Source organism: Shewanella sp. 1180_01 (assembly GCF_052850535.1).
In genome coordinates, this window is the sequence record NZ_VXCT01000013.1 from 61,553 (window position 1) to 74,277 (window position 12,725).

General features: G+C 48.5%; 10 protein-coding genes. All 10 read left to right on the forward strand.

Annotation, left to right across the window (positions count from 1 at the left end):
• Positions 1-8 precede the first annotated feature (8 nt).
• The gene (locus tag FW758_RS09595; RefSeq protein ID WP_432289683.1) at positions 9-1,040 is read left to right on the forward strand and encodes an isoaspartyl peptidase/L-asparaginase family protein; all 1,032 of its coding nucleotides are present in this window, start codon (positions 9-11) and stop codon (positions 1,038-1,040) included.
• A gap of 340 nt (positions 1,041-1,380) precedes the next feature.
• On the forward strand, positions 1,381-2,670 hold the full coding sequence (locus FW758_RS09600) for a DUF2254 domain-containing protein (RefSeq protein ID WP_445781759.1): 1,290 nt from the start codon (positions 1,381-1,383) through the stop codon (positions 2,668-2,670).
• A gap of 173 nt (positions 2,671-2,843) precedes the next feature.
• Positions 2,844-3,260: a CBS domain-containing protein gene (locus FW758_RS09605; protein WP_106650356.1), complete on the forward strand. Its 417-nt coding sequence runs from the start codon at positions 2,844-2,846 to the stop codon at positions 3,258-3,260.
• A gap of 122 nt (positions 3,261-3,382) precedes the next feature.
• On the forward strand, positions 3,383-7,258 hold the full coding sequence (hrpA, locus tag FW758_RS09610) for an ATP-dependent RNA helicase HrpA (protein ID WP_446445259.1): 3,876 nt from the start codon (positions 3,383-3,385) through the stop codon (positions 7,256-7,258).
• A 532-nt stretch (positions 7,259-7,790) separates the two neighbouring features.
• Positions 7,791-7,949 (forward strand): nitrate reductase, encoded by a 159-nt coding sequence (locus tag FW758_RS09615; RefSeq protein ID WP_028760147.1) that lies wholly within the window; start codon positions 7,791-7,793, stop codon positions 7,947-7,949.
• Between the two features lie 41 nt (positions 7,950-7,990).
• Entirely contained in the window at positions 7,991-8,248 is a 258-nt protein-coding gene (locus FW758_RS09620) for a chaperone NapD (RefSeq protein WP_006086429.1), read from the forward strand.
• A 2-nt stretch (positions 8,249-8,250) separates the two neighbouring features.
• Complete coding sequence (gene napA / locus FW758_RS09625) at positions 8,251-10,740, forward strand: nitrate reductase catalytic subunit NapA (protein ID WP_446445279.1); 2,490 nt, start codon at positions 8,251-8,253, stop codon at positions 10,738-10,740.
• A 10-nt stretch (positions 10,741-10,750) separates the two neighbouring features.
• Entirely contained in the window at positions 10,751-11,236 is a 486-nt protein-coding gene (locus FW758_RS09630; protein WP_006086431.1) for a nitrate reductase cytochrome c-type subunit, read from the forward strand.
• An 8-nt stretch (positions 11,237-11,244) separates the two neighbouring features.
• Positions 11,245-11,832, forward strand: a complete 588-nt coding sequence (locus FW758_RS09635; protein ID WP_006081409.1) for a cytochrome c3 family protein — start codon at positions 11,245-11,247, stop codon at positions 11,830-11,832.
• A 309-nt stretch (positions 11,833-12,141) separates the two neighbouring features.
• Entirely contained in the window at positions 12,142-12,507 is a 366-nt protein-coding gene (locus tag FW758_RS09640; RefSeq protein ID WP_446445280.1) for a DUF1801 domain-containing protein, read from the forward strand.
• The last annotated feature ends 218 nt before the right edge of the window (positions 12,508-12,725 follow it).

Sequence of the window (12,725 nt, forward strand, 5' to 3'; positions counted from 1 at the left end):
TGTAAAGAATGAAAACAAAATTAGCCACCTTTAGTTTAATTATCTCGGGTTTACTTTTTATGTCACACAACACCTTTGCCAATGACAAACCGTTCGCGATTGCGATCCACGGCGGCGCTGGCACGATTTCTAAGGCTAATCTCACCCCTGAACAACGCCAAGCCTACAAAGATAAGTTAAAGGAAGCCGTTGATAAAGGCTCAAAAGTGTTAGAAGAGGGCGGTGACAGTTTAGTCGCGGTGCAAACAGCCATTAATATTCTCGAAAATAGCCCACTGTTCAATGCTGGCATAGGCGCGGTGTACACCTATGACGGCGGGCATGAGTTAGATGCGTCCATTATGGATGGCAAAACCATGAATGCTGGCGCAATTGCTGGAGTGCGCCATATCGCCAATCCCATTGATCTCGCTTTAGCCGTGATGAATAAGTCTGAGCATGTGATGCTCTCGGGCGCAGGTGCAGAAGAATTTGCCCTGACTCAAGGCTTTAGCTTAGTGCCAAACAGTCATTTTGATACTGACGAGCGTTATCAGCAATTACTCGATGCTCGGCAAAAGCTGCAAGCTGCGGCTAAATCAGAGCAAGTCGCCAATATTGAGATGAAAGATCTCGATTACAAATTTGGTACCGTAGGCGCCGTCGCCTTAGACAAAAATGGCAACTTAGCTGCTGGTACCTCAACCGGCGGCATGACGGCAAAACGCTTCGGCCGCATTGGAGACTCCCCTGTGATTGGTGCCGGCACCTATGCTGAAAACGGGGTGTGCGCTGTATCGGCAACCGGACATGGTGAATTCTTTATTCGTTACCAAGTGGCGGGGGATATTTGTGCCAAAGTGAAATACCAGCAAAAATCCATTATTCAAGCCGCCGATGAAGTGATCAATCAACGCCTTATCACCGCAGGTGGTTCGGGCGGCGTGATTGCCGTCGATCAGCGTGGTAATATCGCCACGCCATTTAACACTGAAGGCATGTACCGCGCTACCCGTAGCAATGGCGAACCCGCCCAAGTGCTGATCTGGCAAGACCAATAACTTGAATTGTAAAAGCCGTTGGTTCGAGATGGACATTGCTTACAAGATTGCTTACAAGATTGTCTAGAAACATCACTTATAAACCTTAAAAAGCGAGTGCTGCGAAAGTGGCACTCGCTTTTTGCTAGCGGTTTTTTGCTTTAAGAGTGAGTAAGAAGCTGATAAGTTTGGGCTATTACGAATAGTTAATGGTATGTGGAGTGTCGCCCGTTGTTTGATTTCATTAGCGGTACAATAGTCATACGCAAAGCCGTACTTAACTCACCGTCAAAGCTGCAGTTTGTGTCCCGCGAACTTATCGCGTTTGCATGAGGTTGCACTCAGCGTAAAGGATATTTACATGATTTCTACCGTGTTAACCGACCGCGTCAGGGTTTTCCTCAATCGGTTTAGCCATCGACTTTGGGTGAAACCACTGCTTGTTTGCCTATTATCGATTGCAGTCGCCTTTGCCGCAAAATTGGCAGATGGTACTGAGCTTGTTGAGATTGCACCTAAGGTGTCATCGGCCTCCATCGAGGCGCTGTTATCCGTCATGGCTTCCAGCATGCTGGTTATCGCCACTTTTTCCGTGGGTTCTATGGTCTCGGCCTATGCTTCGGCGGCTAACACGGCAACACCACGTTCATTTATTTTAGTTGTCGCCGATGATGCCTCTCAAAATGCGCTATCGACCTTTGTTGGGGCATTTATCTTCAGTATTGTGGCACTCACTGCGGTTAAAAATGATTACTTTCAAACGGCGGGTCTGTTTATCCTCTTCCTGCTGACCACGTTTATTTTTGGCATGGTGATCTTTACCTTTGTACGCTGGGTGGATCGCATTGCCCGTCTTGGCCGCATGGCAACCACAATTGAGAAAGTTGAAAAGGCGGCGGCCGATGCCCTGACACGGCGACGCAATATCCCACATCTTGGCGGCGTTTCTGTGCGTCCCCAAGCGCGTGGACGAGCCGTGTACGCGGCTAACGTCGGTTATGTTCAGTACATTAATATTGCCGCGATGCAGCGCTGGGCAGAGAAAAACGAGTTACGAGTCGTGATTGCAGCCTTGCCGGGCACGTTCGCCGCGCCCAATCGACCATTGGCATACATTAGTGCCGATGGTGCGGAGCAGACTGAGATTGATTGCACCTGTGTTGCCGAGTCATTCCAGATTGGTGATACCCGTCTTTTTGACGACGATCCGCGATTTGGGTTGGTGGTACTGTCGGAAATCGCTGGCCGCGCCTTATCACCCGCGGTCAATGACCCTGGTACGGCCATTTGCATTATAGGCACACTGGTACGGCTGTTTACCCTATGGGGTGAACCCGCGGCAGTTGATGACAAACCCGCGCCAGAGTGCGATCGCGTAGAAGTCCCTCACGTTTGTGTACAGGACATGTTTGATGATGCGTTTACCGCCATAGCCAGAGACGGCGCGGGAGTGGTGGAAGTCGCTGTACGGCTACAAAAAGCGCTTGAATCGTTAGCATCCAGTGGTGACGGGGAAATACGCGCGGCGGCCGAGTACCACGGTCGGTTAGCACTGAAGCGTTCACAAAAAATGCTTGATATCGAAGAGGACTTGCAAGCCGTACAAGACGCCGCCAAGTTTGCCGAGTCAGCAGCTTCGTCTAACACTTAACGAGACATTTATTATCTCATCGTGCTGTGTATCCGTTTGTTGTTTCTTTCTATTCTGTCAGCACTTTTTGACATTCAGTTTACACACTAGATAAGCGCAATCGATATAAATCGCACATCCTTGCCGATATTTTGACTAGACTTCAAACGTAGGGTTAATTCGAGGGGAAGACTATGGACTTAATTAAGATTCGTGACCATATGGATCGTCAGCCCGTGTTACTGCGCGCGAATATGTCGCTGGCGACCGCGGTCGAAAAGCTGTTAGATAATAATAAAATGGGCGCCGCTGTGGTTGATGAGGCGGGCGATTTGGTGGGCTTTTTATCCCAGCAGGATTGTCTGGCTGTGATGATCAAAAGTAGCTATCACTGCGATATGACCTCAGTGGTGAAGGATTGTATGCGTACTGAAGTACTGTTTGTCGGGCCTGATGACAGTATTTTGCAACTCGCTGAACAAATGCTCGGGCCTAAACCTAAGGTTTATCCTGTAGTTGAACACGGTAAAGTGATTGGCACGATAAATCGCACTAATGTGCTCAAAGCGATGAATATCTATATGCAACAATGTTATCTGTCACCAGTTTAATCTGAGCCGCAGTGGAGATAATCTGACACCCTTTATCCTGAGTGCAGAGTAAATTAGCAATACCATTGCGCCACTTTCCTTGCTAGGATCGCCGTTTTTGATGCTAGCAATGGAATTTGGATTTGAACTCAGACAAACATCCGCTATCGAACGCCTTTCTTAATCTTTGTTATCAGGCTGATGCGTCTAGGATCCGTCGTCGTTTATTTAAGCTCAATAAAGAAGCCGACTCAGATAAAAAGACCCAAATCTTAGCCCAGCTGAGTGAGCAAGCGCAGGCGGCGTTTGAGAAGGTTGAGCAGCGCCGTAACGCTCGCCCTAAAATCCAATATCCTGAAAACCTTCCCGTTTCTTTGATGCGCGATGACATTGCGCGCGCGATTGCGGGCAATCAAGTGGTGATCATTGCTGGTGAAACGGGCTCGGGTAAAACCACGCAGCTCCCCAAAATTTGTTTAGAACTCGGCTTAGGTTGCCGTGGCATGATTGGCCACACCCAGCCAAGACGATTGGCTGCCCGCAGCGTGGCGAGCCGAGTCGCTGAAGAATTACAAAGCCCGCTCGGTGAAGTGGTCGGCTTTAAAGTGCGGTTTGCCGATGCACTTAAGAGTGACTCTTATATTAAGTTGATGACCGACGGTATTTTACTGGCGGAATTGACCTCAGATCGCAATCTCGATCAATACGATACCATCATCATAGATGAGGCCCACGAGCGCAGCCTGAATATCGATTTTATTCTGGGCTACCTTAAACAAATTCTTAAAAGACGCCCCGATCTTAAAGTCATCATCACGTCGGCGACCATAGACGTGGAGCGTTTTTCTAAGCATTTCAACAATGCGCCGATTATCGAAGTGTCGGGCCGTACCTTTCCGGTCGAAACCCGTTATCGACCCTTAGTGCAAGATAGCGATGCCGATTTAGATCAAATCGAAGGCATTTTTGCCGCCGTCGATGAGCTGGTGGCCGAAGGGCTGGGCGACATTCTGATCTTTATGAACGGCGAGCGGGAAATTCGCGATACGGCCGAACAATTAAGTCGGCGTAATTACCGCGATACCGAAATTTTGCCGCTGTACGCTCGTTTATCCTATGGCGAGCAATCCAAAGTCTTCAGCAGTCACAGGGGCAGGCGGATTGTATTAGCGACGAACGTGGCGGAAACTTCGTTGACTGTGCCGGGTATTCGCTACGTTATCGACCCAGGTACGGCGCGTATCAGCCGCTATAGCTATCGCACTAAGGTGCAACGCTTACCAATTGAACCTATCTCGCAGGCAAGCGCTAATCAGCGTCAAGGCCGTTGTGGTCGTGTGGGACCGGGTATTTGTATTCGTTTGTACGATGAGGCGGATTTTAATAATCGTCCGGCGTTTACCGATCCTGAAATTTTGCGCACTAACTTGGCCTCGGTCATTTTACAGATGCTCGCCATCGGTTTGGGTGATATCGGCGGCTTCCCATTTATCGAGCCACCCGATCCACGCCATATCCGCGATGGTTTTTTGCTGCTCGAAGAATTACAAGCGGTTGAGAGCAAACACGGCAAGCTAGTATTGACGCCACTTGGGCGCAACTTGGCGCAAATTCCTGTGGATCCGCGTTTGGCGCGTATGGTGGTCGAGAGTCAGCAGTTAGGTTGTTTGAACGAAGTGCTAGTGATTGCTGCGGGCTTATCGATTCAAGATCCCCGCGAACGCCCGATGGAGAAGAAGCAAGCCAGTGATGAAGCCCATCGTCGTTTTGCCGATCCCAGTTCCGATTTCGTCAGTTGGATTAACCTGTGGCAGCACTTAAAAGATCAGCAAAAAGAGTTATCAGCAAGTCAGTTCCGTAAAAAATGCCGCGATGAATATTTAGCCTATTTGCGCGTGCGCGAGTGGCAGGACTTATACACTCAGCTTAAACAAGCCGTGCACGATTTAAAGTGGCGTTTAAACGATACACCCGCCAATTACGACAGCTTGCACCGTGCGTTGTTGTCGGGATTGTTGAGCCATGTTGGTTTTAAAGATAACAATAACGAGTATTTAGGTGCGCGTAATCGTAAGTTTTTTGTGTTTCCCGGTTCGCCTTTGGCCAAAAAAGGCCCTAAGTGGATCATGGCCGCTGAGCTTACCGAAACATCGCGCTTATTCGCCCGCTGCTGCGCCAAAATTGAACCAGAATGGCTAGAGCCCTTAGCGGCGCATTTGATTAAGAAAAGCTATGTAGAGCCTCATTTTGAGGCAAAACCTGGCAGCGTTATCGCCCTTGAGAATCAAGTGCTCTATGGCTTGACGGTTGTACACCGTCGCAAAGTGCAATACGGCCCCATCGATCCCGTTGAAGCGCGTGAGATTTTTATCCGCAGCGCCTTGGCAGAAGGGCAGTTGCAAACCCAAGAAGCGTTTTTTGTCGCTAACCAAAAGCTGCTTGAAGACATTGAATCACTTGAGCATAAATCCCGTCGCCGCGATATTTTGGTGGACGAACAAGTGTTGGTGGATTTTTACGAGCCGCGGATCCCCGAGGGGATTTACAACGCCCAGCTGTTTTTTGGCTGGTGGAAGAAAGCCAAGCGCGAGCAACCGGATTTACTCGATTTCAGCAAAGCGCTGTTAATGCAGCGCAATGCCGACCATATCTCGACCTTGGATTTCCCCGATACATGGCACAAGGGCAATTTGCGCCTGCAGCTGAGTTATCACTTTGAACCCGCTGCGGCGGATGACGGCGTGTCGGTGCACATTCCGGTGGCGCTGCTCAATCAAATCGACGATAGCGATTTTGATTGGTTAGTGGCGGGGCTGAGGGAAGAAAAGTGCATCGCGCTGATCAAATCTTTGCCTAAGAGTTTACGACGTAACTTTGTGCCAGCGCCTGACTATGCCCGCGCTTGCGTGCAGGCCATGGTGCCTTTTAGTGCCAGTTTGCTTGAAGCCATGTGCAAGCAATTGCTGCGCATGAGTGGCACGCGTATAACGCCGGAAGATTTTGATTTAACGCAGATCCCTGCGCATTTGCAGATGAACTTTAAAATCGAAGACGATAAAAACAACTTAGTCGCCGAAGGTCGGGTGCTCGATACCTTAAAAGCCGAGTTGCAGGGCGTGGTGGCGAAGGCCATTCGTCAGGTGGCGGATAAAGGCATAGAGCAAGAAGCGTTAACCGAGTGGTCTTTTGGTGATTTGCCGCAGCAATATCAGCAGCAAAAAGGCAATTACCAAGTACGGGCGTTTCCGGCGCTGATCGATAAAAAAGACAGTGTTGCGATCAAATTATTTGATGATGAATTTGAAGCCTTAGATGCTCATCGCCAAGGTCTGCGACGCTTGTTGCTGTTAAACATTCCATCACCGGTAAAACATTTACAGCAAGCTTTGCCGAATAAGGCGAAATTGGCGATGTATTTCAATCCCTTTGGTCAAGTACAAATCTTGATTGATGACATTATTGCCGCCGCTGTGCAGCAATTATTGGATGAAAAAGCCCTCGATGTGCGTAATCAAGCCCAATTTGAGCAGGCAAAGGACTGGGTTCGCCAAGAGCTCAACCCGACCGCCGAGCAAATTGCCTTGAAGGTTGAGCAGATTTTGACTTTATACCAGAGCATTAAAAAGCGTCTCAAGGGCAAAATTAGCTTAGATATCGCTTTTGCTATGAGTGATATTCAAAGCCAATTAGACAAATTAGTGTTTAAAGGGTTTGTTGAATCCTGCGGTTGGAATCGTTTAGCCGATGTGGCGCGTTACTTAAAAGCGATTGAAATCCGTGTCGAGAAGTTACCTGTCGATCCAACTCGTGACCGTTTGCATATGCAGAGCATTAACAAGGTACAGGAAGCATTGAACGCACAACTGGCGAAAGTGCCACGATCGCAGCCGACACCGCCCGCGTTAATCGAGGCACGCTGGATGATTGAAGAGTATCGTGTTTCCTGTTTTGCGCAGGTGTTAGGCACGGCTTATCCGATATCTGAAAAACGCATTTTGAATCATATCCAACAAGTATAAAAATATGAGGTCAGTGAATTTATTATTTACGACTCAATAGTTGTTATTCTTGGTTATCTCATTACGCCGCTAAGCTTACTTAGCGGCGTTTTTACTTTGTGGTTTTAGTCGTTCTCGTTTTGCGGTCACTAACTTACCTGAGCAAACAACATTTAATCTCGAAACGTCAACACGCCCTAATCAGTTTGCTTTACTCCTTTGGAGATATTTAGCGCTAATTTTAAGCATTCACCTTGCTAAAAAACTGATCTTTGACCATGTTTTAGCCACACCTTAATAACTTCTTTGTCCGAATTCACCTCATTACAATCTAGTAAATCGTTTACAAACCATGAGCTAGTTAAATCTATCGCCAAATTGATGATCTGGATCAAGCATCATCAGCTTTACCAATTTGGAGGTATACAGTTTGTTAACAACTAAAAGGTATGATGTTTGAGTGAGTTAAAGATGCAACGGATATACATAAAACCTGCCGCTGACGCTTGTTCCAGCGCGAAAAAATGGCAGGAACACACCTCTTGGAGGATGCATGAGTGCTAGCACCGCAGAAGAAAAATCCTTAGAACTGAAAATTTTTATCTTTTTAACCGTATTTCTCGCACCGTTATTGTCCGTGCTGCTGGTCAGTGGCTTGGGCTTTGCAATTTGGTTTAGTCAGATCCTGACTGGACCGCCGGGAGCGGGTTAATCGCTTTATTATCAAATATTAGACAAAGAGTGGAATGTCGGATGAGCAAAGAACTCCATATCACCAGTTTAGTGGTGCAGGTCTTACCGCAGAAAATGGCAGATGTTAGACAAGAGATCATGACCATTGAAAATGCCGAACTTTCCGTCAACAACGAAGTGAAATTGGTCGTGGTTATCGAAGGTGAGACTCAGCGCGCCTTGATGGACTGCATAGAAGCGATCAATGCCATTCCGGGTGTGTTATCCGCCACTATGGTTTACCACCAGAGTGAAACGCTCGAAGAGGGTGAAGAATGAATATGAACAGACGTGACTTTATTAAGGCCAACGCGGTGATTGCCGCTGCAGGGGCCGCAGGTTTAGCTTTGCCCGCTGGCGCAAGTAACCTGATAACCAGCTCAGAACAAACCAAATTAGAGTGGAACAAGGCGCCTTGTCGTTTCTGTGGTACGGGCTGCTCTGTGATTGTCGCCACCCGCGACGGCAAAGTGGTGGCAACCCACGGCGATGCCAACAGTGAAGTGAACCGTGGTCTTAACTGTATTAAAGGCTATTTTCTGTCGAAGATCATGTACGGCAGCGATCGCTTAACTACGCCCATGCTGCGAATGACGGATGGCAAGTACGACAAGCACGGTGAGTTTTCGCCGATAAGCTGGGACAGCGCCTTCGACATCATGGCGCAAAAGTGGAAAGAAACCATTAAAGCCAAAGGGCCAACGGCCGTGGGCATGTTTGGTTCGGGCCAATGGACTGTGTGGGAAGGTTACGCCGCCGTTAAGTTGATGAAGGCGGGCTTTGGTTCGAACAATATCGACCCTAATGCACGCCATTGTATGGCGTCTGCCGTGGTCGGGTTTATGCGCACCTTCGGTATCGATGAGCCAATGGGCTGCTATGACGATATGGAAGCCGCCGATGCATTCGTGCTTTGGGGCTCGAACATGGCCGAGATGCACCCGATCCTGTGGAGTCGAGTGACAGACAGACGCTTGAGTGAACCCCATGTCAAAGTGGCTGTGTTATCGACTTTCCAGAATCGCTCCTTCGATCTGGCGGATATTCCGATAGTGTTCACGCCGCAAACGGATTTGGCCATGTTGAACTTTATTGCCAACTACATTATTCAAAACGATAAAGTGAACTGGGATTTCGTTAAAAAGCACGTGAATTTCCGCCAAGGCACGACTGATATCGGCTACGGTTTACGTCCGACTCATCCCCTTGAGCAAAAAGCTAAAAATGTGAAAACCGCAGGGGATTCAACGGCAATTGATTTTGAAGCCTTCAAAGCCTTTGTTGCCGAATATACAGTCGAGAGAGTCAGTAAACTGTCTGGGGTGCCGGAAGATAAACTGATCGAATTGGCTAAGCTATATGCCGATCCGAATGTCAAAGTGACGTCGTTCTGGACCATGGGATTTAACCAACATACCCGTGGTGTCTGGTGTAATAACCTGATTTACAACATCCATTTGTTAACGGGTAAGATTTCAACCCCAGGTAACAGCCCATTTTCGCTGACCGGTCAGCCATCGGCCTGCGGCACGGCACGTGAAGTGGGGACTTTCTCCCATCGTCTACCCGCCGACATGGTGGTGACTAATCCCGAGCACAGAAAACGCGCTGAAGAGACGTGGAAAATTCCAAGCGGTATCATTCCGCCCAAACCCGGTTATCACGCCGTTGAGCAAAACCGCCGCCTTAAAGACGGTGACTTGAACTGCTATTGGGTACAAGTGAACAACAATATGCAGGCGGGGCCGAACATTAACGAAGAAGGGCTACCGGGTTACCGTAACCCTGCCAACTTTATCGTGGTGTCCGATGCTTATCCTACCGTCACCACCCAAGCTGCCGATCTGATTTTGCCCACTGCGATGTGGGTTGAAAAAGAGGGCGCTTACGGTAACGCCGAGCGCCGTACTCAGTTTTGGCATCAAATGGTACAAGCGCCCGGTGAATCGCATTCGGATCTGTGGCAGTTGATGGAATTTGCGAAACGTTTCACCACAGATGAAGTGTGGCCCAAGGATGTATTAGCGGCGAACCCTGAGTTCAAAGGTAAAACGCTTTTCGAAGTCCTGTATAAAAATGGCCATGTCGATAAGTTTCCGCTGGCGGATGCCGATCCTAAGTATCTGAACGATGAAGCGAAACATTTTGGTTTCTATGTACAAAAAGGCCTGTTTGAAGAATACGCCTCCTTTGGCCGTGGTCATGGTCATGACTTAGCGCCGTTTGATGCCTATCACGAGGCCCATGGTCTGCGTTGGCCTGTGGTGGATGGCAAGGAAACCAAGTGGCGTTTCCGCGAGGGGAGCGATCCTTATGTGACAGCGGGCACAGGCTTTGAGTTTTATGGTCATCCCGATGGCCGTGCGGTGATCTTTGCGCTGCCCTATGAACCCGCCGCCGAGTCGCCAGACGAAGAATACGATATTTGGTTATCGACGGGCCGAGTGCTGGAACATTGGCACTCAGGTTCTATGACCCAACGTGTGCCTGAGCTTTATCGCGCTTTCCCTGATGCAGTGTGTTTTATGCATCCTGAAGATGCCAAGAAGCGCGGTCTGCGCCGTGGCGATGAAATTCGTGTGGTGTCACGTCGTGGTGAAATTAAGACCCGAGTTGAAACCCGTGGCCGTAACAAACCGCCTGTGGGCTTAGTGTTTGTGCCTTGGTTCGATGCTAGCCAGCTCATTAATAAAGTAACCTTGGATGCGACAGATCCCTTGTCAAAACAAACTGACTTTAAAAAATGTGCGGTGAAGATCGTCAAGGTTTAAGGAGAACACGATGAAAACTCTACAATTAGTTTCAGCGATCGGTTTACTGGCATTCGGTTCATTGATGATGACGGCAGTCTCTGCCGCCAGTATTCCCGACGAAAAAATAGCGACCCTGCGACAAGCGCCAATTGATGTGGAACCGACGCCGCCGGCGATGCAAAACGTGCGTAATACCGATGTGAAGGAAGTGCGCAGCTACCCCATGCAGCCGCCTGTGATCCCGCATAAGATCGACGGTTATCAGCTCGATCTTAAAGTGAACAAATGTATGGCCTGCCATGCCCGCAACCGCATTGGGGAATCCCAAGCACCTATGGTCAGCGTCACGCATTTTATGGACAGGGATAATAACTTCTTAGCCACATTATCGCCGCGCCGATATTTTTGCACTCAGTGTCATGTGCCGCAGTTAGATGCCAAGCTACTGGTCGAAAACGACTTTGTGGACATGGAACATTTGATCAAAGCCAACACTGAGCAGAAAAAACACTAGGAGTTAGCATGTTAGATAAACTGAAAAAAATCTGGCAGGTACTCAATCGTCCGAGTGTGCATTACAGTTTAGGTTTTTTGACCTTAGGTGGCTTTGTGGCGGGAGTGATTTTCTGGGGCGGCTTTAACACAGCCCTTGAAGCGACCAACAAGGAAGCCTTCTGCATCAGTTGCCATGAAATGGAAAACAACGTCTATCAAGAGTTACAGACGACAATTCACTTTACTAACCGCAGCGGTGTGCGGGCAACGTGCCCAGATTGCCATGTACCACATAACTGGACCGATAAAATCGCCCGTAAAATGCAGGCCTCTAAGGAAGTGTGGGGCAAGGTTTTCGGTACGATTAACACCCGAGACAAGTTTGAAAGTAAACGGCGCGAACTGGCTGAGCATGAGTGGGCGCGATTAAAGGCCAATGACTCGCTCGAGTGCCGTAACTGCCATAACTTTACGTATATGGACTTTACCCGCCAATCACCCAGAGCGGCGCAGATGCACTCAACGTCACTGGCGAGCGGCGAAAAGACCTGTATCGATTGCCACAAGGGGATTGCTCACCATCTCCCCGATATGGCGGGTGTGAAGGGCTTCTAATCTTAAACAGAGTGAGACCTCGTGTGGCTTAGCGTGACTTAGGCTCGTGTTACTTGATGTTGCTTAGTGTTATTTAAGGTTAGTTAGATATCTCCAGCCAAAGGCCAAGCATACCTGCTTGGCCTTTTTATTGATTGTAATGGCAGCATGGCATTGCGACTTCACTTGGTAGTTGGCATGCTGAGATAACGTTTAAGCGATTGATTTTGTTTATGAGTGCCTGACGGGGTTTTATTCAGTTCACTGTACAGGATACAATCGACATTATGGAAGGCCGCTATGGAAAATGCCATTACGCAGGAGGCGATGATGAATGAACAACTTGAAAAACTCTTAGAAGACATTGGTTTTATGAGCCCGAGCCTGCTTGAAATCGTGCAGGGCGTGCGCCAAACCGTTAACGCCACTGCTGCCGTATCCTCGCTCGATATCACTGAAACTGTTAAGTACGGTGGAATTCTCTTTAGCACGAAGAGCGCTTTTGGTGGGGTGTTTGCCTATAAACAACATGTATCATTGGAGTTCAGTCTGGGCGCAAACCTTAGCGATCCACACAAGGTACTCGAAGGCAGTGGCAAATTTCGCCGCCATATTAAGTTAACCTCAATCGATGAAATCGCAGCCAAACACGTGGCGGAATATATCACGCAGGCGCTGCATCAAGCGGATAAGTAACAAGTGGATTAGTATCAAGCGAATGAGTGGCTGTTTCGCCTTATGATGTTAGGTAATAGGGTTAGGCATTAGTGTTGGGTCGTGATGATAATTTATGCTGCTAACTCATGGTATTAGTTCAGAGTATTAGTCCAAAGTATTAGCTAAGCATGCTAGCAAAAGCGCAGAAACAAAAAAGGAGCTGAATGTTCAGCTCCTTTTCGTTTTGTTAAGGCGCA